Here is a 19645-nt window from a genome sequence, read left to right on the forward strand (position 1 = left end):
CGCGGCCGGGTTTCCCTTATCCTTTCGCCTGTGCGCGCGACCCCGATCGGGTCGCGCCCTGTTTTTTCCGGAGAATTGACTAATGGGCAAACAAGCAATCGGTGTGATCGGACTCGCGGTGATGGGCCGCAATCTCGCACTCAATATCGAGAGCCGCGGCTACGCGGTATCGGTGTACAACCGCAGCCGCGAGAAGACCGACGAACTGATCGCCGAATTCCCCGGCCGCAACCTGGTGCCGACCTACACGCTCGAGGAATTCGTCGCGTCGCTCGAAACGCCGCGCCGGATCCTGATGATGGTGAAGGCGGGCACCGCGACCGACGCGACGATCGCCGCGCTCAAGCCGCTGCTCGAGAAGGGCGACGTGCTGATCGACGGCGGCAACACGCACTTCACCGACACGATCCGCCGCAACCAGGAACTCGCGCAATCGGGCCTGCATTTCATCGGCACCGGCGTGTCGGGCGGCGAGGAGGGCGCGCTGCGCGGCCCGTCGATCATGCCTGGCGGCCAGCGCGACGCGTACGACCTCGTCGAGCCGATCCTCAAGCAGATCGCCGCGAAGGCGCCGTCGGACGGCGAGCCGTGCGTCGCGTACATGGGGCCGGACGGCGCGGGCCACTACGTGAAGATGGTCCACAACGGGATCGAATACGGCGACATGCAGCTGATCGCCGAGAGCTACGCGGTGCTGAAGGACGTTGCCGGCCTCACGAACGACGAGCTGGGCGCGGTCTACACCGACTGGAACCAGGGCGAGCTGGACAGCTACCTGATGGAGATCACGTCGAAGATCTTCGGCAAGAAGGACGACGAAACCGGCAAGCATCTGGTCGACGTGATCCTCGATCGCGCGGCGCAGAAGGGCACCGGCAAGTGGACGAGCCAGAACGCGCTGGATCTCGGCGTGCCGCTGCCGCTGATCACCGAGTCGGTGTTCGCACGCGTGCTGTCGTCGCTGAAGACGGAGCGCGTGGCGGCCAGCAAGGTGCTGTCGGGGCCGTCCGCGACGCCGCTGCAGGGCGATCGCGCAGCGTTCGTCGAGGCCGTGCGCCGCGCGCTGTACCTGAGCAAGGTGATCTCGTACGCGCAGGGCTTCGCGCAGCTGCGCACCGCGTCGGAGGAATACGGCTGGAACCTCGACCTGGGCACCATCGCGAAGATCTTCCGCGCGGGCTGCATCATCCGCGCGCGCTTCCTGCAGAAGATCACGGACGCGTATGCGACGGATCCGGCGCTCGCGAACCTGCTGCTCGATCCGTACTTCCAGGACATCGCCGCGAACTACCAGGCGTCGCTGCGCGAGGTCGTGATCGCTGCGGTGAAGGCCGGGGTGCCGGTGCCGGCGTTCGCGTCGGCGGTCGCGTACTTCGACAGCTACCGCTCGGAACGGCTGCCGGCGAATCTTGTGCAGGCGCAGCGCGACTTCTTCGGCGCGCATACGTTCGAGCGTACCGACAAGCCGGGCAGCTTCCACGCGAACTGGTCGTAACGGACCCGCGAGGGCGGCAATTGTTGCGAAAACCTATCGTATCGATAGGGTCTTTTCGCATCAGATCGTGACATTGTTGGCTCCGGCGAAACAGTGTTTTCGCGGTTTCATGGTTTTCCCTAGGTGATCTCGGGACTAAACTCTGTTCCATCGCTGCAGACATGGTGTGTGCGGCGGAGCAAAAAATCACGGAGGTAAGTCATGAAATCGCTGATCGCAACGTTCGCTGCTGCTGCCGTTCTCGCTGTTCCGGCCGTCTCGTTCGCCCAACAAAACGGCCCGGTCACCCGCGACCAGGTCAAGGCCGAACTGTCGGCGCTGCAACAGGCCGGCTACAAGCTCGGCAGCGACCGCACCAACTATCCGGAAGGCATCCTCGCCGCCGAAGCGCGCGTGCATCCGCAGCAGAACGTCGCCGCGGCCGATACGAGCGGCTACGGCGCGCAGCCGGCAGCCCGGCAGGAATCGGGCGCGCCGTCGGGCGCCCCGGCCGCAGGCTGGCCGAACGGGATCAAGCGCGTCGCCGACGGCGCGCCGGTCTACAAGGGTCATTGATCGACGCGGCCGCGAGGCCGCGACCGGCTGCCCGCCGGATTCGATTCCCCCGTCCCGGTTGTCTCCCGCAGCCCATCGTTCCGCGATAAGGAACGATGGGCTGTTCTCTTTTGTGGCGCGCGCGGACTGCGCCGACGACCCGGCGTACCGCAAGACTGTTGCCGGCCGCAGGCGCCTGACGCAGCCCCGACCGCCGCAAATGGTATCTTTGCCGGTTGGGACGACGCAAAACGGGCTCACGAACCCGCGCGTCGTTTCCGATTCGGAAACTGCCGGCCGCATCCGCGGTCGGATACTGGTTGGTCCGGCCGCTGCGCCGGACGCCGTGCGACGCACGCCGGAGGGCGGTGAGCGGCGCACGAGGCAAATCCGGGCAAATCCGGGAGGTACGCTTGAGAGAACACAATCCCATCCACTTTTCCCCGCAACGCTGGCTGCCGCGGCTGGCGCTGGCCGCGGCGGCCGTCGCACTGACGGGCTGCACGATGACGCCGTGGACCGATACCTGGCAGCCGTACCGGCCGTCGACGCCGGCCGCGCCGGCGGGCAGCGTGATAGCGGGCTACTACCGCGTGAACCCGGGCGACACGCTCGCGGGCATCGCGGGCGCGTTCGGCCAGCGCGTGCAGGACGTGGCCAGCTGGAACCACATGGCGCCGACCGACACGGTCAAGCCCGGCCAGGTGCTGCGCGTCGCGCCGCCGCCCGCGGCCACGTCGATCACGCCGCCAGCTGCCGCGCCGGCGGCCCAGCCGGGTACGCTGGCGTGGCCCGCAACGGGTGTCGTGATAGCGCCGTTCTCGGCCGGCAAGACGCGCGGGATCGTCATCGCCGCGTCCGGGCCCGACCGGACGGTGCGCGCCGCGGCGAACGGGCGGGTCGTCTATGCGGGGTCCGGCGTCAAGGCGTACGGTCCGCTCGTGATCCTGAAGCACGAAAACGGCCTGATCACGGCCTACGGCCACAACGGCAAGCTGCTCGTCAACGAAGGCGACGCGGTGCGGACCGGCCAGCCGGTCGCCGAGATGGACACCGATGCGAGCGGGCGGGCGACATTCGAATTCGAAGTCCGGCAAAACGGCAAGGTGGTCGATCCGCTGGGCTTCCTGCCGAGGAACGGCGGCTGACCGGGCTGGCCGGGGCGTGCGCGCCGCAGCATGCGCATGCGTCGGCCGCCGCTCATCCCTCTCCCGTCACGGGCACTTCGGCGGCCGGTTTCGAGCGGTTGCCGAGCCAGCAGATCGCCAGGGCGAGGGCGGCCGAGCCAAGCGCGATCAGCGTGCATTGCATCGCGACGGGCAGATAGCCGTGCGGCCGCGGGTCGACGAACGGATACGGATACCAGTTTTCCCAGGCGCCGCGCAGCAGCGTGTACGCGAGGTAGACGATCGGAAAGCCGAGCCACGTGACCGCGCTCTGCCACTGGATCGGCGAGCGCGGCTCCACATACAGCCAGTCGCCGAGCACGACGAGCGGCACGATGCGGTGCAGCACCCAGTTGTTGTAGGCCGGTGTGATGTGCAGGAGCGCGTCGGGCCGAGCGAGCAGCAATTCGTAGACGATTGCGGTGATCAGCATGTACAGCACCGCCGCGCCGCGCATCGACTCGTAGCGCGCGGACCCGATGCGAGCCGCGCGCCGCAGCCCCGCGAACAGCATCGCGGCCGCGTACAGGCTGCTCAGCTGGGTGAAGTAGCTCAGGTAGTTGCCGACGTGAAACATCGGCATGTCCAGGCGGCCTGCGATGCCGTGCAGCGTCGTCGAAAGCGCGAGCAACGCGGCCGTCAGCCGGTAGGCTGCAACGAAGAACGCTTTGCTCATGATGCTGTACGACGGACGACGCTGGAAACTCCATCGTGCCACAGTCGCATCCGCATGGCGCACAATTCTGCACCCTCGTCGCGCAATGCCGGCGCGACCGAATCGTCGGATATTTGATCCTGACCGTCGAATCCCGCCGCTCGTGCCGCTACAATCGCTGCAGCATGCCGTGCACCGGCCGGCCCACGGCAGCCGTCCCACCCCCGCATTCGATACGAGACCGAGCATGAGAAACATCCTCGCGAGACAGGCGCGCTACAGCAGCCCAGCCATCTTCTTTCATTGGGTCATCTTCCTGCTCGTGGCGCTCGCCTATCTGGCGATCGAGATTCGCGGGCCGAAGGGCAGCGACAGCCGCGCGTTCTGGATGAACGTGCATCTGACCGCGGGGACGCTCGTGCTGGTGCTGTCGGCGCTGCGGATCGTCTGGCGGGCGGTCAGCCGCGTGCCGGAGCCGATGCGGCAGCACGCACTGCTGCAATGGCTGTCGCGGCTGACCCACGTCGCGCTGTACGCGTTCATCATTGCGCAGCCGTTGCTGGGCATCATCATGATCAACCTGGGCGGCAAGCCGGTCTCGCTCGACTGGCTCGGCATCTCGTTCACGCTGCTCGGGCCCGACAAGGCGCTGCGGCCGGCCATCAAGGATGCGCACGAGCTGATCGGCAACGCGTTCTATTTCGTGATCGGCCTGCACACGGTGGCCGCGCTCTACCATCACTTCTTCCTGCGGGACGGCACGCTGAAGCGCATGGCGCCCTGATCCGCGGGCGGGCCAGCCGCACAAGCGAACCGGGGGCGCATGGTTGCATGAACAACCATGCGCCCCCGATTCGCATCGTGGATGCGCAGGCTGGCCATTGCGCTGAACATTCTGTAACATCCCGTCTGATTTACATTCCGCTTACCCGACGCCACGCATGCCGAACCGACATCGCACACTGACTGCCTGGCTGGGCATGCTCGCGATCTGGTTCGCGATCGTCGCGCCGCTGGCGTCGCAGTGGCGCGTCGCCGACGCGTCGACGCCCGACGCGATCGTCTGCAGTGCAGAGCATGGCGGCCATCGCGCATCCGGCGCGGGCAGTGCACACCATGCGCTGCATCTCGATGCGTGCGGCTACTGCAGCTTCTTCACGCACAGCCCGGCGATCGGCGGCGTTTCCGCCGCGCCGGCGCCTCTCTCCGTCATTTCCGCCACGTCCGCTGCCGCGCCTGTCGCCGTCGCCGCGAGCGTCGCACGCTATCCGCGGGCCTATCCACGCGCGCCGCCCGAGAACGCCTGACGCGTTTTCTTCCGTTTTCGTTCTTTTGCCGCCATCCGTGCGATCCGTCGATCGCGTGGAGGGCGTTACTCGGGCTTTCGATCATGATTCACTTCCCCTTGCGCGCGCAATCGGCGTCGCGCAATGCTTCGCGCATTACCCGCAATACCACTCGCAATACCACTACGCGGCGCCTGCCGCTGATGCTGAAACTCACGATGCCCGCGCTGGCCGCCAGCGCGATGACGGCCGCCTGCGCGGCGACCGGCGCCGCGCGCGCGGACGACGCGGGGCCGGCCGCGCAGGCCGGCGCAGCCGACCTGCTGCCGCCCGTCGAGGTCGTTGCGTCGCCGCTGAGAACGCCGCTCGTCGTCGTCACGAATCCGAAGACGCCGCGCCAGCCGCTGCCCGCCAGCGACGGCGCGGATTACCTGAAGACGATTCCGGGCTTCGCGTCGATCCGCAGCGGCGGCACGAACGGCGACGCGGTGCTGCGCGGCATGTTCGGCTCGCGGCTGAACATCCTCGCGAACGGGATGCCGACGCTCGGCGCCTGTCCGGGCCGGATGGACGCGCCGACGTCGTACATCGCGCCGGAAAGCTACGACAAGCTCACCGTGGTGAAGGGGCCGCAGACGGTGCTGTACGGCCCCGGCGCATCGGCCGGCACGGTGCTGTTCGAGCGCACGACGCGGCGCTTCGACAAGCCCGGCATGCGTTTCGACGGCAGTCTCGTCGGCGGCTCGTACGGGCGCAACGACCAGAACATCGACGTGACGGCCGGCACGCCGGACGTGTACGGCCGCGTGACCGCGAATCACGCGCATTCGGACGACTACAAGGACGGCAACGGCCGCACCGTGCCGTCGCAGTGGGACAAGTGGAACGCGGACGCGGCGCTCGGCTGGACGCCCGACGACCATACGCGGGTCGAGCTGACGGCCGGCGGGGGCGACGGCTATGCGCGCTACGCGGGGCGCGGGATGGACGGCGCGCATTTCCGCCGCGAGACCTTCGGCCTGTCGTTCGACAAGCAGCACATCGGCGACGTGCTCGAGCGCATCGAGGCGCGCGTGTACTACAACGAAGCCGATCACGTGATGGACAACTACACGCTGCGGATGCCCGACCCGACGAGCAGCATGCCGATGCGGATGGCGTCGGAAGTGCGGCGCCGCACGCTCGGCGCGCGGGCCGCGGCGACGTTGCGCTTCGGCGACGACTTCAAGCTCGTCGCGGGCGTCGACGCGCAGTCGAACCGGCTCGATTCGCGCTCGGCGATGGGGCGGCAGGACTATGCGGACAAGCCGTGGAACGCGCAGACGACGATGTGGAACACGGGCGCGTTCGGCGAGCTGACCTGGTACGCGAGCGACGCGTCGCGCGTGATCGGCGGCGCGCGCGTCGACTATGCGAGCGCGCGCGACAAGCGGCCGACGACGGGCGGCATGATGGGCAAGCCGAATCCGACGTTCGACGACGACCGCTCGCGCGTGCTGCCGAGCGGCTTCATCCGCTACGAGCGGGATCTTGCGGCGCTGCCGGTCACGTGGTACGCGGGGATCGGCCACGCCGAGCGCTTTCCCGACTACTGGGAGCTGTTCTCCGCAAAGCGCGGGCCGGCCGGCGCGGTCAATGCGTTCTCGGCGGTCAAGCCCGAGAAGACCACGCAGCTCGACATCGGCGCGCAGTACCGGAGCGAGCGGCTCGATGCGTGGGTATCGGCGTACGCGGGCTACGTGCAGGACTTCATCCTGTTCAATTACGCGGCCGGCATGATGGGGTCGACCACACAGGCGACCAACGTCAATGCTCAGATCATGGGCGGTGAGGCCGGTGTCGCATGGCGGCCGGTCGCGCCGTTGCGCGTCGAGACGTCGCTCGCGTATGCGTGGGGGCGCAACGTGGCGACCGGCGATCCGCTGCCGCAGATGCCGCCGCTCGAGGCGCGTTTCGGCGTTGAATACACGCACGGCGCGTGGTCGGCGGGCGGCCTGTGGCGCGTCGTTGCATCGCAGCATCGCTACGCGCTCAACGAGGGCAACGTGGTGGGCAAGGACTTCGGTCCGAGCGCCGGGTTCGGCGTGCTGTCGCTGCACGCGCAATACAACGTGAGCAAGACCGTGCAGGTGTCGGTCGGCGTCGACAACGTGCTCAACAAGGCCTATACGGAGCACCTGAACCTCGCCGGCAACGCGGGCTTCGGCTATGCGGCCAACACGCCCGTGACCGAGCCGGGGCGCACGGCGTGGGTGCGCGTCAGCGCGAAGATGTGAACGATGCGCATGCTGTGTGTGCGGCGCAGCATGCGCGCCCGCGGGCGGAGGCCCGCCGGTTTCGGCCGCCCGCGTCAACCGACTAGAGAGCCGTGTCTAAAGGGGGCGCAAACGTTCATCAGCCATGCTTAACTCCCGCATTCGACGCGTGGGCCGGACGAGGGCGCCTGTCGCGTCGAGACGATCTCTCTCGCACCAGCAGGATATAAACAGGAGAACAAGCATGGCCAGATCAATGCGTTCCAGGGTGGTGGCAGGGGCAGTGGCATGCGCGATGAGCGCCGCGCCGTTCGCGGGCATGACCGCGCTCGCGACGGTTGCGACGACGCGCGCGGCGGTGGCGGCAACCGCACCGGCCGACGATTACGCGACGACGCGTTATCCGATCATTCTCGTGCACGGGCTGACGGGCACCGACAAGTATGCGGGCGTGCTCGATTACTTTTACGGCATCCAGCAGGACCTGCAGCAGCATGGCGCGACCGTGTACGTCGCGAACCTGTCCGGCTACCAGAGCGACGACGGCCCGAACGGGCGCGGCGAGCAATTGCTCGCGCAAGTGAAGCAGGTGCTTGCGCAGACCGGCGCGGCCAAGGTCAACCTGATCGGCCACAGCCAGGGCGGCCTGTCGTCGCGCTATGTCGCCGCCGTCGCGCCGGAGCTGGTCGCGTCGGTGACGACGATCGGCACGCCGCACCGCGGCTCGGAATTCGCGGACTTCGTGCAGGGCGTGCTCGCGTACGACCCGACCGGTCTTTCGTCGACAGTGATCGCGGCGTTCGTCAATGTGTTCGGCATGCTGACGAGCAGCACCCACAACACCAACCAGGACGCGCTCGCCGCGCTGCAGACGCTGACCACGGCGCGGGCCGCGACCTATAACCAGAACTTCCCGAGCGCGGGGCTCGGCGCGCCCGGCTCGTGCCAGAGCGGCGCGCCGACGGAGACGGTCGGCGGCAACACGCACCTGCTGTACTCGTGGGCCGGCACCGCGATCCAGCCGACGTTCTCCGCGCTGGGCGTGACGGGCGCGAAGGATACGAGCACGATCCCGGTCGTCGATCCGGCGAATGCGCTCGACGCGTCGACGCTCGCGCTGCTCGGCAGCGGCACGGTGATGATCAACCGCGGCTCGGGCGAAAACGACGGCGTCGTGTCGAAATGCAGCGCGCTGTTCGGGCAGGTGCTGAGCACGAGCTACAAGTGGAACCACGTCGACGAGATCAACCAGCTGCTGGGCGTGCGCGGCGCGTATGCGGAAGACCCGGTCGCGGTGATCCGCACGCACGCGAACCGGCTGAAGCTCGCGGGCGTGTAAGCGATGGCCGCACGTGACGATCGTGCGCCGCGCCGGCGGCGCGCCGCAGCGGTGGCCGTCGTGGCGCTGGTCGTCGCGGGCGGCGTGTGGGTCGTGCGCGGCGCCGCGTCGCATCACGACGCGGAATCCGCGCGCGCGCCGGCGGACGCAATGACGCTCGGCGGTGCGGCCCCGGCGCTGCCGCCGGACGCGGCGAGCGCGGGCCTGCCGTCGTCGCTGGCCGGCTCGAGCGCGCCGCGCCTGCCGCTCGAGGCGGGCGGCCATCTGGCGAAAGCGCGCGCGGTGCGCGATTTCTTCGACTATTGCCTGAGCGCGCAGAGCGACCTGAGCGCGACCGCGCTCGACGCACTGGTCGCCCGCGAGATCGCCGCGCAGCTCGACGGCACCGTTGCGCAGCCGGAAGCGCTCGACGTCTGGCACCGGTACCGCACGTACCTGGCCGAACTGGCGAAGCTGCCGGCCGCGGGGGCCGTCGCCGACAAGTCCGATATCGGCGCGCTGGAGCTCGCGCTCGACCAGCGCGTGTCGATCGCGCGGCGCACGCTTGGCGAATGGAACGAACCGTTCTTCAGTGACGAGCAGTGGCGGCAGCGCTTCGATCTCGCGCGGCTGAAGATCGCGCAGGACCGCACGCTGACCGATGCGCAGAAGGCCGAGCGGCTTGCCGCGCTCGAGCAGCAGCTGCCGCCCGGCGCACGCGCCGAACGGCAGCGCGTCGCGCAGCAGCAGGCCGCGATCGCGCAGATCGCGCAGCTGCAGAAGTCGGGCGCGACGCCGGACGCGATGCGCGCGCAATTGACCCAGTCACTCGGCCCGGAGGTGGCGGAGCGCGCCGCGCGCATGCAGCAGGACGACGACGCGTGGCAGCGCCGTTACACCGACTATGCGGCGCAACGCGACCAGATCGCCGCGTCGGGGCTGCCGCCGCAGGAGCGCGACGCGCAGATCGCGGCGCTGCGCCAGCGGCTGTTCACGAAACCGGGCGACGCGCTGCGCGCGGCGTCGCTCGATCGCGGCGCGGCGTCCCCGCGCTAACCGCGCTAACCGCGCTAACCGCGCCGCGCGGGGGGGCTCATGCCGCGCGCGTCGCGCGTTGCGGCAGGTGGCGCTCGATCGTCGTCGCGAGCGTGTCGAACGCGGGGCCGATGCTCTCGTGCGCGACGCATGCATAGCCGAGCAGCAGGCCCGGCCGCGCGGCGTCCGCGCTGCTGTAGTAGCTCGTGAGCGGGCGCACGATCACGCCGGCGTCGAACGCGCTCTGCGTGACCGCGCGATCGTCGCAGGCGTCGGGCAGGCCGAGCACGAGATGCAGGCCCGCCTCGTCGCCCATCACCGGCAGCGCGTCGCCGAAGCGGGCATGGATCGCGTCGATCAGCAACTGCCGGCGCTCCCCGTACAGCGTGCGCATGCGCCGCACGTGCGAGGTCAGGTAGCCGTCCATGATGAATTCGGCGAGCACGGCCTGCTGCATCAGCTGGCCCTCGCGATACAGCTCCGACAGCCCGGTGCGAAACGTGTCGACCAGGTGCTCCGGCACGACCATGTAGCCCATCCGCAAGCCCGGGAACAGCATCTTGCCGAGACTGCCGACGTAGATCACGCGGCCGCCGTCGTCGAGCCCCTGCAGCGACGCGAGCGGCCGGCTGCCGTAGCGGAATTCGCTGTCGTAGTCGTCCTCGATGATCCAGCAGCGGTGCTGCCGCGCGTATTCGAGCAGCATCCGGCGCCGCGCGAGGCTCATCACCATCCCGAGCGGATACTGATGCGACGGCGTGACGAGCACGAGCCGCGGCGGATGCTGCAGGTCGCTCACGCGCGGGTCGAGCCCTTCCTGGTCGACCGGCACCGGCGTAAGCGTCAGCCCGGCCGCCTGCAGCACGCTGCGCACGCCCCAGTAGCACGGCTCTTCCACCCACGCGCGATCGCCGATGTCGGACAGGAGGCGCACCGCCAGATCGATCGACTGGTGGATCCCCGTCGTGATGATCAGCTGGTCCGGCGAGCATTTCACGGAGCGCGCGACGCGCAGGTAGTCGGCGAGCGCGCGCCGCAGCGGCCGGTAGCCGCCGCCCGGCGCGTAGGTCAGCAGTTCCGGGTTCGCTTCCTTCCACAGCCGCGCCTGCAGGCGGCTCCATGTGCGGCTCGGAAATTCCGCTACGTCCGGCACGCCCGGCATGAACGCGCCCCACTGGCGGCGCGACACGCCCGCATGCTCGATCAGCTGCCGGCCGCGCATCGACAGGCCGCCCTGCGCGTCGTCCTGCTGCGCCGCCGCATCGACGGCGGAAGGCGACGGCGGCGGGCTGCCCGGCGCCAGCATCGCGGCGGCGTCCGGGCGCGTGTCGGCGACATAGGTGCCGCTGCCGGTGGTCGTCAGCACGTAGCCTTCGGCCGTCAGCTGGTCGTACACGTGCAGCACGGTATTGCGCGCGATCGACAGGTCGGCGGCGAGCGTCCGTGAACTCGGCAGCTTGGTTCCTGGCCCCAATTCCCCGGTCAGGATGGCCTGCTGCATCAGCTGCAGCAACTGGCGATACATCGGCTCGGACGAGCCGCGGTCGAGGCGCGCGGAGAGCCAGTCGGCAAGGATCACGGTATCCAAAGTGGTCCTACTAGGAATATTGAAATGGTTCCCTAGTATAGAACCGTGCCAGCCGTATAGTCGTCTGCATCTCAATAAATGCATGGCGCGTTGCAAGGGGACAGCCACGATGAAGACCGATGAAGTGATCGTCAGCTTTCGCGGCGTGCGGAAGACCTACGACGGCGAGACGCTCGTCGTCAAATCGCTCGACCTGGACATCCGCCGCGGGGAATTCCTGACGCTGCTCGGGCCGTCCGGCTCCGGCAAGACCACCTGCCTGATGATGCTGGCCGGCTTCGAGTTTCCGACGGGCGGCGAGATCCGCCTCGAAGGCGAGCTGCTGAACAACGTGCCGCCGCACAAGCGCAACATCGGCATGGTGTTCCAGAACTACGCGCTGTTCCCGCACCTGACCGTCGAGCAGAACGTCGCGTATCCGCTGATGGTGCGCAAGCTGCCGGCCGGCGAGCGCGCCGAGCGCGTCGCGCATGCGCTGAAGATGGTGCAGATGGAGCGCTTCGCGAAGCGCTACCCGGCGCAGCTGTCGGGCGGCCAGCAGCAGCGCATCGCGCTGGCCCGCGCGCTCGTGTTCGAGCCGCAGCTCGTGCTGATGGACGAGCCGCTCGGCGCGCTCGACAAGCAGCTGCGCGAACACATGCAGTACGAACTGAAGGCGCTGCACGAGAAGCTCGGCGTGACCTTCGTGTACGTGACGCACGACCAGGGCGAGGCGCTGACGATGTCGGACCGCGTCGCCGTGTTCGACAAGGGCATCGTGCAGCAGCTCGACACCGTCGACCGCCTGTACGAATCGCCGTGCAACGAATTCGTCGCGAACTTCATCGGCGACAGCAACCGGCTGCGCGGCACGGTCGCACGCGTCGACGGCGAGTTCTGCGAGTTCCGGCTCGACGACGGCACGAAGCTCGTCGGCCGCAACATCGGCAACGCCGCGGCAGGCGCGGCCGCGGTCGCGTGCATCCGTCCCGAGCGCATGAGCCTCGCGCTGCAGCACGGCAACGGCCACGCGAATGGCCACGCGAACGGCGCGGCCGCGAACCTGCTGGCGGGCGAGGCCCGCAGCCTCATCTATTTCGGCGATCACGTGCGCATGCGCTGCGCGGTGCCGGGGCAGGACGAATGCTTCGTGAAGGTGCCGCTCGGCACCGGCGCGCTCGATGCGTTCTCGCCCGGCGCGCCGGTCGGGCTCGCGTTCGCGCCCGAGCACCTGCGCGTATTCGCCTGAACACGGCTTCACGGTTTTTCGCAGCACGTCGTCCATAACAACGGCGCACTTCCACCACGAGAGGAACCATCATGAATCGAGCAAGCTTTACCGCGCGCCGCACCGCCTTCGCGCTGGCGCTGGCCGTGTTCGGCGCATCCGCGTCGGCGGCGGAGATCACGGTCGTCAACTTCGGCGGCGCGAACGGCGATGCGCAGAAGGTCGCGTTCAACCAGCCGTTCGAGAAGTCGACCGGCAACAAGGTCACCGCCGTCGAATACAACGGCGAGCAGGCCAAGGTGAAGGCGATGGTCGAGGCGAAGCACGTCAACTGGGACGTGGTCGAGGTCGAATCGGGCGACCTGAACCGCGGCTGCGACGAAGGGCTGTACGAGAAGCTCGACTGGTCGAAGATCGCGAAGAAATCCGACCTGATTCCGGAATCGCCGCAGACCTGCGGCGTCGGCTTCTTCGTGTGGTCGACCACGCTCGCGTACAACGCGGACAAGCTGAAGGCCGCGCCGGCCGGCTGGGCCGATTTCTGGGACGTGAAGAAATTCCCGGGCAAGCGCGGGATGCGCAAGGGCGCGCGCTACAACCTCGAGTTCGCGCTGATGGCCGACGGCGTCGCGCCGAAGGACGTCTACAAGGTGCTCGGCACGAAGGCCGGCCAGGATCGCGCGTTCAAGAAGCTCGAAGAGCTGAAGCCGTACATCCAGTGGTGGGAGGCGGGCGCGCAGCCGCCGCAGTTCCTGGTCGCCGGCGACGTCGTGATGTCGACCGCGTACAACGGCCGCATCAGCGCCGCGCAGAAGGAAGGCAAGAACCTGAAGGTGGTCTGGAACGGCAGCATCTACGATCTGGACTACTGGGCGATTCCGAAGGGCACGCCGAACAAGGCGCTTGCGGAGAAATACATCGCGTACACGCTGTCGACGAAGCCGCAGCAGGATTACGCGCAGCACATCTCGTACGGCCCGGCGAGCGTCGCCGCGATCAAGTCGCTCGACGCGAAGACGCTCGCGAACCTGCCGAACTCGCCGACCAACGGCAAGAACGCGGTGCTGCAGGACATCGGCTTCTGGACCGACCACAGCGACGAGCTCGAGCAGCGCTTCGCCGCATGGGCATCGAAGTAAGCGCGTCGCAGTCGTGACGCAACCGGCCGCGCGACGCGCACGCGTCGCGGCGCTTCGCGCGGCATGCCGCCGGACTCCGGTCCGGCCGGAGACACCCGTTGGATACGATGACGATCGCCACTTCTTCGTCGACGCAGTCGACTGCCACGCTGAAACGCGAGCTGAAGGCCGCCGAGGCCAGGAAGCGCGCGATGGCGCTGCTGCTGGTCGCGCCGCTCGCGATCTTCCTGCTGCTGATCTTCGTCGTGCCGATCGGCGCGCTGCTGACGCGCGCGGTGCAGAACCCGGAGATCGCGACCGCGCTGCCGAACACGGTCGCCGCGCTGTCCGGCTGGGACCGCAAGACGCCGCCCGCCGACGCCGCGTATGCGGCGCTCGCCGCCGACATGACGCGGGTTGCCGACAGCGAGGCGATGGGCGCGCTCGCGCGGCGCCTGAACACCGAGATTCCCGGCTACCGGTCGCTCGTCGCGAAGACGGCGCGCGCGATGCCGCTCAAGGGCGATAACGGCGAAGCGCTCACGCCCGCGCAGCAGCGCGGCAAGCTCGTCGAGCTCGACGCACGCTGGAGCGACCCCGTGTACTGGCAGGCGATCGCGAAGAACGGCAGCGCGTACTCACCGTTCTACCTGCTCGCGTCGCTCGATCACAAGCAGGACGGCTTCGGCCACGTCGTGCCCGCCGATCCGGACCAGTCGATCTACCTGGCGATCTTCGGCCGCACGCTCGTGATCGGCGTCGCGGTCACGCTGTTCGCGCTGCTGCTCGGCTATCCGCTCGCATACTGGATCTCGACGCTGTCGGAGCGGCGCGCGAACCTCGTGATGATCCTCGTGCTGATTCCGTTCTGGACCTCGGTGCTGGTGCGCGTCGCCGCGTGGATCGTGCTGCTGCAGAGCGAGGGGCTCGTCAACAAGGCGCTGATCGGCAGCGGGCTGATCTCGCATCCGCTCGCGCTGCTGTTCAACCGGGTCGGCGTGTACATCTCGATGACGCACATCCTGCTGCCGTTCATGATCCTGCCGCTCTTCAGCGTGATGAAGTCGATCCCGCCGACCTACCAGCGCGCAGCCGTGTCGCTCGGCAGCCATCCGTTCGCGGCGTTCTGGCGCGTGTACGTGCCGCAGACCTACCCGGGCGTCGGCGCGGGCGCGCTGCTGGTGTTCATCCTCGCGATCGGCTACTACATCACGCCGGCGCTGCTCGGCGGGCCGAACGACCAGATGGTCAGCTACTACGTCGCGTACTTCACGAACGTGACGATCAACTGGGGCATGGCGTGTGCGCTCGGCGGGCTGCTGCTCGCGGCGACGCTCGTGCTGTACGCGGTCTACAACCGCTTCACCCGCTCGAACGTGAGCCTCGGCTGAGCCGCGGGAAACAGGGAAGGGGATTCGATCATGAAACTGCTCGCCAGGCCGCTGTTCGCGCCGCACATGTCGTTCGTCGAGCGCGCGTGGTACGTCGCATTGCGCGTGCTCGTCGTGCTGACGCTGCTGTACCTGATCCTGCCGGTGCTCGCGATCGTGCCGCTGTCGTTTTCGTCGAGCACGTTCCTCGTCTATCCGATTCCGGGCTTCTCGACGCGCTGGTACGAGAACCTGATCGCGTCCGACGAGTGGCGCATGGCGGCGAAGAACAGCTTCATCGTCGCGCCGTCGGCCACCGTCGTCGCGACCGTGCTCGGCACGCTCGCCGCGATCGGGCTCACGAAGGCCGACTTCCGCGGCAAGGGGCTGCTGATGGCGGTGCTGCTGTCGCCGATGATCGTGCCGGTGGTCGTGGTCGGCGTCGGCATGTACCTGTTCTTCGCGCCGCTCGGCCTTGCAAACACCTATACCGGGCTGATCGCCGCGCATGCGGCGCTCGGCGTGCCGTTCGTCGTTACGACGGTGGCCGCGACGCTGCAGGGCTTCAACCACAACCTCGTGCGCGCGAGCCTGTCGCTCGGCGCGAATCCGGTCACGACGTTCTTTCGCGTCACGCTGCCGGTGATCGCGCCGGGCGTGATGTCGGGCGCGCTGTTCGCGTTCGCGACGTCGTTCGACGAAGTGGTCGTCACGCTGTTTCTCGCCGGCGCGGACCAGACCACGCTGCCGCGCCAGATGTTCACCGGCATCCGCGAGAACATCAGCCCGACGATCGCCGCGCTCGCGACGATCCTGATCATCTTCTCGACGAGCCTGCTGCTCGCGCTCGAATGGCTGCGCGGGCGCAATGCGCGGCGGGCGGTTGCGTGACGAGGTGATGCACCGAGGGCGGCGCCTGCTTTCGTTTGGCTGACTGGCGAAGCGGCCGCCTGCAGGATCGATGCGGCTCTGCAACAATACGGAACGCGGCGGCGCGCGCACCGGTTGCACCGGACGACACGCGCGATGCCGAGCCGGTCCAACCGCGACGCATCGCATTGCGTCGCCCGTCAGCAGAGTCACATCTTGTCCGAAACCGCTTCCGCCGCCCGCACCCCGGAGCAGGCCGTCAACTGGCGCGCGATGGCCGCCGTGCTGCTGGCCGTCGCGCTCGCGACGCTCGACACCGCGATCGCGAACACCGCGCTGCCCGCGATCGCCGCCGACCTGCGCGCGGCGCCGGCCGCATCCGTGTGGATCATCAACGCATACCAGCTCGCGATGGTCGCGACGTTGCTGCCGCTTGCAGCGCTCGGCGACATCGTCGGCCACAAGCGCGTGTATATCGCCGGCCTGGTCATCTTCACGCTGGCGTCGCTCGGCTGCTCGCTCGCGTCGACGCTGCCGCTGCTGACGGCCGCGCGGATCGTGCAGGGCCTGGGCGCGAGCGCGATCATGAGCGTCAACGTCGCGCTGATCCGCAGCCTGTATCCCGCGCACCGGCTCGGGCGCGGCGTCGGCCTCAACGCGCTCGTCGTCGGCGTGTCGTTCGCGGTCGGCCCGACGATCGCGTCGCTGATCCTGTCGGTCGCCGCGTGGCCGTGGCTGTTCGCGGTGAACGTGCCGCTCGGCGTGTGTGCGTTCGCGGTGGCGATTCCGTCGCTGCCGCAGACGGCGCGCGGCCGCCACGCGTTCGATCCGGTGGCCGCGCTGCTCAACGTCGTCACGTTCGCCGCATTGATCTTCGCGCTCGGCGAGGCCGCGCAGCGCGGGCCGCTCTCCATCGTGCTCGCCGCCGCCACGCTCGCGCTCGGCTTCGGCTTGCTGCTGATCCGCCGCGAGGCCGGGCATCCTGCGCCGATGCTGCCGGTCGACCTGTTTCGCCGGCCCGTGTTTGCGCTGTCCGCGCTGACCGCGGTCTGCGCGTTCGCCGCGCAAGGGCTCGCGTTCGTGTCGCTGCCGTTCTATTTCGAAACCGTGCTGCATCGGAGCGCGGTCGAGACGGGTTTCCTGATGACGCCGTGGTCGATCGTCGTCGCGCTCGCCGCGCCGCTCGCGGGGCGCTTGTCGGACCGCTACCCGCCCGGGCTGCTCGGCGCGGTCGGCCTTGCGCTGCTGTGCGCGGGTATGGCGTCGCTCGCCACGCTGCCGGCGGCGCCGCACGTGTTCGACATCGGCTGGCGGATGATGCTGTGCGGCGCGGGCTTCGGCTTTTTCCAGTCGCCGAACTTGAGAGCGCTGATGTCGAGCGCGCCGCCCGAACGCAGCGGCGGTGCGAGCGGAATCATCGCGACCGCGCGGCTGATCGGGCAGGCGACCGGCGCGGCGCTCGTCGCGCTGTCGTTCGGGATCGCGGGCCGTCACGGGCCGACGCTCGCGCTGGTGCTCGGCGCGTGCTTCGCGGGCGCCGCGAGCATCGTGAGCGGATTGCGGCTGTTCGTGCCGTCGCATCGGGCCGGCGTAGCGGTTGCATCGGAGCGGGCGACGAAGTGACGCCCGGTCGGTCCGGTGCATCCACGTGAAAAAGCAAAAAAACCGGCGCGCGGAGCAACGTCCCGCGCGCCGGCTCTACACACCTCGCTCAGAACCCGCCTGACTTGACCAGCTGGTTCAGGTTCGCGATGTTCAGGCTGCCGAAGCCGGTCGTGTAGTCCCAGCCCGTGCCCGCGTTGTAGCCGTAGCCCTGGTAGCCGTTGTTGCCCGACGTGACGTCATAGCGGACGAGTGACGGGTGCGACGGAATCGCGTTGTAGAGATTCCCGGCCGGGAACCCGAGGCCCGTGCCGTTCGCGGCCAGGATGCGCGCCCAGAAGCCGGAGAACAGCGGCGCCGACAGGCTCGTGCCGCCGATCTGCTGCAGCTGGCCATAGTTGTAGATGTACGCGCCGGTGCTCTGCGCGGCATCGAACGACACGTCCGGCAGCTGGCGGTTGCTGCCCGACTGCCACGACGGGGCGGGCAGGATCGTGCTGACGCCGCCGCCCGTCGCCCACAGCTTGCCGTTGCCGTCGAGCCCTTCGTTCCAGACCGTTTCGTTCGAGAACGCGCCCGACGAGCTCGTGTACAGCGTCGTGCCGCCGATCGCGAGCACGTGCGGCGACGAGGCCGGCCACGACACCGTGTAGTTCGAGCCGTCCGGATAGCCGCGGTTGTTGCACTCGTACACGCCTTCGTCGCCGGACGACACCGAGAACGTCTGGCCTTGCGCGGCGGCCGTCGTGAAGATCTGCTCCTCGGCATCGAGCGTGCCGTCGGCGTTCGCGTCGGTCTCGCACCAGCCGAGCGACACGTTGATCACCTTCGCGACGTTGTCCGACACCGCGCGGTTGAACGCCTGCGTGAGCCCGGTGTTGCCCGACGCGTTCAGGTCCGCCATGTAGAACACGAGCTTGCCGACCTGGCCGCCTGCCGCGCCCACGATCGACTGGCTGTCGAGATCCCATTCGCCCTGACCGTCCTGGTCGTCGGTGTAGTTGCCGCCGGAGCCGCCGGTTTGGACGGTCTGGGTCGAGACCGCGCGATAGCCATTGCTGGACGTAAAGGTACTCAGGTCCTGCAGCGTTTGCGCAACGCCGCCGATGGTCATGATGCCGACCGAGACGCCGGCCGCAGTCGGCACGCCGGTCGCGCTGTAGAGCGCCGGGAATTCCTTCGGATAGTGGCCGGTCGCGGTGCCCGCGGCGAGCGCCGTCGGCTTCGCTACGTTGCCGATGCGCAGCAGCGGATGCGCGCGCGCGACGTTCTGCAGCCCCAGCACCGAGCCGACGACGTCGCCGAGCGCGCGCGGCACCTGCGCGGTGGACGCGTTCGCGAAGCCCGAGCGGCCCGCGTACTGGAAGTGCACGAGCGACGTGTTGAACGCGGTCTTGACCGTGCCGGCGGTGCCGCGCGCGGAAACGAGCAGCCGGTTCGGCGCAACCTCGATGTCGACGAAGCCGCTCTTGCGCAGATGGTCGACGACCGACTTGACCTGCGCGTCGGTCGGCGCGTAGTTCGCGAGGAACTGGTCATGCGTGAGGAACTTGCGGTACTGCGCACTGCCGGGCCGGTTGACGTCGCGCGCGAGCTGCTTGAGCTGCGCGGCATTGCGCAGCTTCAGGCTGACCACGACGTTGGTCGTTTCGCCCGCTGCCAGTTCGAGCGACGGCGCCGCACTGCGCGCCATCAGCTGCGGGCCGGTCAGGAAGGCCTTCGTATGTGTGTCGACCCAGTCCGTCGCGCCGTGTGCCGCGCCGGCGGCAAGTACGAGCGGCCATGCGCAGGCGAGACGGCGGGGCGACGGCAGAGGCAGGGAAAACCAGGTGTTCCTTTTCATCGGGTGTCCTTTTGAGGAGAGACGACGTTGCTGGAACCCCCGGCCCTTGTGGGGCCGCGAGCGCAAAGGAGCGTAGGACGCCATAACACTTCGGGTAGCTGAGAGAAACATCAGCTGTCAGTTCTGACAAGGCGCCTCCCGCGCGACGGTCGCGCGGGACAGTGGAGGGCGGCGCATCGGGGCGGACTGCGGAACCGGTTCGCGCGTGCACCGCATGGCAGCGGGCGGCGCGTGCGCCAATCGAGCAGGCGCGGCAGCCGCGTGGGCGGCGAAGCGTGCGTTGCGGCGGCGTGCGTGGGTTCG

16 protein-coding genes are annotated in these 19645 nt (G+C 68.7%); 13 read left to right on the forward strand and 3 right to left on the reverse strand.

Annotated features, from left to right (window positions below; genetic code table 11):
• Positions 1-82: 82 nt before the first annotated feature.
• The 3 genes from gndA to HWX31_RS23205 all read left to right on the forward strand — a co-directional run bounded on the left by gndA (position 83) and on the right by HWX31_RS23205 (position 3177).
• On the forward strand, positions 83-1495 hold the full coding sequence (gene gndA, locus HWX31_RS23195; protein ID WP_174962856.1) for an NADP-dependent phosphogluconate dehydrogenase: 1413 nt from the start codon (positions 83-85) through the stop codon (positions 1493-1495).
• A gap of 201 nt (positions 1496-1696) precedes the next feature.
• Positions 1697-2050, forward strand: a complete 354-nt coding sequence (locus HWX31_RS23200; protein WP_059610763.1) for a DUF4148 domain-containing protein — start codon at positions 1697-1699, stop codon at positions 2048-2050.
• Positions 2051-2442: 392 nt separating this feature from the next.
• The gene (locus HWX31_RS23205; RefSeq protein ID WP_174962858.1) at positions 2443-3177 is read left to right on the forward strand and encodes a peptidoglycan DD-metalloendopeptidase family protein; all 735 of its coding nucleotides are present in this window, start codon (positions 2443-2445) and stop codon (positions 3175-3177) included.
• Positions 3178-3229: 52 nt separating this feature from the next.
• Here the strand turns inward: HWX31_RS23205 and HWX31_RS23210 are convergent, their stop codons facing one another.
• Positions 3230-3871: a Pr6Pr family membrane protein gene (locus HWX31_RS23210; RefSeq protein ID WP_174962860.1), complete on the reverse strand. Its 642-nt coding sequence runs from the start codon at positions 3869-3871 to the stop codon at positions 3230-3232.
• Between the two features lie 226 nt (positions 3872-4097).
• Between HWX31_RS23210 and HWX31_RS23215 the strand changes: the two genes are divergently transcribed.
• The 5 genes from HWX31_RS23215 (at position 4098) to HWX31_RS23235 (ending at position 9765) form a co-directional block, all read left to right on the forward strand.
• Positions 4098-4634 carry a cytochrome b gene (locus HWX31_RS23215; RefSeq protein WP_174962862.1) on the forward strand — a complete coding sequence of 179 codons (537 nt, stop codon included), beginning with the start codon at positions 4098-4100 and terminating at the stop codon, positions 4632-4634.
• A gap of 157 nt (positions 4635-4791) precedes the next feature.
• Complete coding sequence (locus HWX31_RS23220) at positions 4792-5157, forward strand: DUF2946 domain-containing protein (RefSeq protein ID WP_174962864.1); 366 nt, start codon at positions 4792-4794, stop codon at positions 5155-5157.
• An 83-nt stretch (positions 5158-5240) separates the two neighbouring features.
• Positions 5241-7412, forward strand: coding sequence for a TonB-dependent copper receptor (locus HWX31_RS23225; RefSeq protein ID WP_174962866.1), 2172 nt, complete (start codon positions 5241-5243; stop codon positions 7410-7412).
• Between the two features lie 223 nt (positions 7413-7635).
• Positions 7636-8730 (forward strand): triacylglycerol lipase, encoded by a 1095-nt coding sequence (locus HWX31_RS23230; RefSeq protein ID WP_174962868.1) that lies wholly within the window; start codon positions 7636-7638, stop codon positions 8728-8730.
• Between the two features lie 3 nt (positions 8731-8733).
• Complete coding sequence (locus tag HWX31_RS23235; protein ID WP_174962870.1) at positions 8734-9765, forward strand: lipase secretion chaperone; 1032 nt, start codon at positions 8734-8736, stop codon at positions 9763-9765.
• A 37-nt stretch (positions 9766-9802) separates the two neighbouring features.
• Here the strand turns inward: HWX31_RS23235 and pdxR are convergent, their stop codons facing one another.
• Complete coding sequence (gene pdxR, locus HWX31_RS23240; protein ID WP_174962872.1) at positions 9803-11332, reverse strand: MocR-like pyridoxine biosynthesis transcription factor PdxR; 1530 nt, start codon at positions 11330-11332, stop codon at positions 9803-9805.
• A 109-nt stretch (positions 11333-11441) separates the two neighbouring features.
• Here pdxR and HWX31_RS23245 point away from each other — a divergent pair, with 109 nt between their 5' ends.
• From HWX31_RS23245 to HWX31_RS23265, 5 genes are all read left to right on the forward strand, one after another.
• Positions 11442-12560, forward strand: a complete 1119-nt coding sequence (locus HWX31_RS23245) for an ABC transporter ATP-binding protein (protein WP_174962874.1) — start codon at positions 11442-11444, stop codon at positions 12558-12560.
• 71 nt (positions 12561-12631) lie between these two features.
• Entirely contained in the window at positions 12632-13678 is a 1047-nt protein-coding gene (locus HWX31_RS23250; protein WP_174962877.1) for an ABC transporter substrate-binding protein, read from the forward strand.
• Between the two features lie 98 nt (positions 13679-13776).
• Positions 13777-15048 (forward strand): ABC transporter permease, encoded by a 1272-nt coding sequence (locus tag HWX31_RS23255; RefSeq protein WP_174962879.1) that lies wholly within the window; start codon positions 13777-13779, stop codon positions 15046-15048.
• Between the two features lie 30 nt (positions 15049-15078).
• Positions 15079-15918: an ABC transporter permease gene (locus HWX31_RS23260; protein WP_059615036.1), complete on the forward strand. Its 840-nt coding sequence runs from the start codon at positions 15079-15081 to the stop codon at positions 15916-15918.
• 195 nt (positions 15919-16113) lie between these two features.
• Positions 16114-17520 (forward strand): MFS transporter, encoded by a 1407-nt coding sequence (locus tag HWX31_RS23265; protein ID WP_415493168.1) that lies wholly within the window; start codon positions 16114-16116, stop codon positions 17518-17520.
• A gap of 88 nt (positions 17521-17608) precedes the next feature.
• Here HWX31_RS23265 and HWX31_RS23270 read toward each other — a convergent pair whose 3' ends face one another.
• Positions 17609-19342 (reverse strand): S53 family peptidase, encoded by a 1734-nt coding sequence (locus tag HWX31_RS23270; protein WP_174962884.1) that lies wholly within the window; start codon positions 19340-19342, stop codon positions 17609-17611.
• Positions 19343-19645: the final 303 nt, after the last annotated feature.

The organism is Burkholderia ubonensis (assembly GCF_902833085.1).
Classification (GTDB): Bacteria; Pseudomonadota; Gammaproteobacteria; order Burkholderiales; family Burkholderiaceae; genus Burkholderia; species Burkholderia ubonensis.

Bases quoted from the DNA above. Each gene is read 5' to 3' on its own strand.
- HWX31_RS23220 (WP_174962864.1), top strand. From the start codon at position 4,792: ATGCCGAACCGACATCGCACACTGACTGCCTGGCTGGGCATGCTCGCG.
- HWX31_RS23225 (WP_174962866.1), top strand. From the start codon at position 5,241: ATGATTCACTTCCCCTTGCGCGCGCAATCGGCGTCGCGCAATGCTTCG.
- HWX31_RS23250 (WP_174962877.1), top strand. From the start codon at position 12,632: ATGAATCGAGCAAGCTTTACCGCGCGCCGCACCGCCTTCGCGCTGGCG.
- gndA (WP_174962856.1), top strand. From the start codon at position 83: ATGGGCAAACAAGCAATCGGTGTGATCGGACTCGCGGTGATGGGCCGC.
- HWX31_RS23270 (WP_174962884.1), bottom strand. From the start codon at position 19,342: ATGAAAAGGAACACCTGGTTTTCCCTGCCTCTGCCGTCGCCCCGCCGT.
- HWX31_RS23260 (WP_059615036.1), top strand. From the start codon at position 15,079: ATGAAACTGCTCGCCAGGCCGCTGTTCGCGCCGCACATGTCGTTCGTC.
- HWX31_RS23215 (WP_174962862.1), top strand. From the start codon at position 4,098: ATGAGAAACATCCTCGCGAGACAGGCGCGCTACAGCAGCCCAGCCATC.
- HWX31_RS23235 (WP_174962870.1), top strand. From the start codon at position 8,734: ATGGCCGCACGTGACGATCGTGCGCCGCGCCGGCGGCGCGCCGCAGCG.
- HWX31_RS23245 (WP_174962874.1), top strand. From the start codon at position 11,442: ATGAAGACCGATGAAGTGATCGTCAGCTTTCGCGGCGTGCGGAAGACC.
- HWX31_RS23230 (WP_174962868.1), top strand. From the start codon at position 7,636: ATGGCCAGATCAATGCGTTCCAGGGTGGTGGCAGGGGCAGTGGCATGC.
- HWX31_RS23200 (WP_059610763.1), top strand. From the start codon at position 1,697: ATGAAATCGCTGATCGCAACGTTCGCTGCTGCTGCCGTTCTCGCTGTT.
- HWX31_RS23210 (WP_174962860.1), bottom strand. From the start codon at position 3,871: ATGAGCAAAGCGTTCTTCGTTGCAGCCTACCGGCTGACGGCCGCGTTG.